The organism is Bittarella massiliensis (ex Durand et al. 2017) (assembly GCF_017566145.1).
Lineage (GTDB): Bacteria > Bacillota > Clostridia > Oscillospirales > Ruminococcaceae > Bittarella > Bittarella massiliensis_A.
Genome location: NZ_JABFCL010000052.1, coordinates 1 through 340 on the forward strand (window position 1 = coordinate 1; position 340 = coordinate 340).

Sequence of the window (340 nt, forward strand, 5' to 3'; positions counted from 1 at the left end):
TTCTGCCGGTCATTGATCAGACCGATTTTATCCTCTTTACGGTCGCAAAACTTCTGGATCGTACAGATATAAAACCCACCACTTTGCCGTGCTCCAAGTTCCGCCCTTAACTGCACTCTGTCTTTCACAACAGACACTTCGCCAAGATTCAGAAATTCTGTACTCTTTGTAAAAAGCTTGGCACCCTGCTTTTGCAGTTCATCCCGGTCAACAATCAAGATGATTGTCGGCGATCCGATTTGCGGAGTTTCTGTACAGCGAAGTGCAAGCTGGCGGGCAAGAAATGCCATGGTATAGGTTTTCCCACATCCCGTCGCTCCAAAATATGTGCCTCCTTTTC

The 340-nt window shown here is 47.1% G+C and carries 1 protein-coding gene; it reads right to left on the reverse strand.

From position 1 onward, the window contains the following. On the reverse strand, nt 1–290 hold a 290-nt coding region (locus HJY11_RS13415), incomplete at its 3' end, for a hypothetical protein (protein WP_243764561.1). Between the last annotated feature and the right edge of the window lie 50 nt (nt 291–340).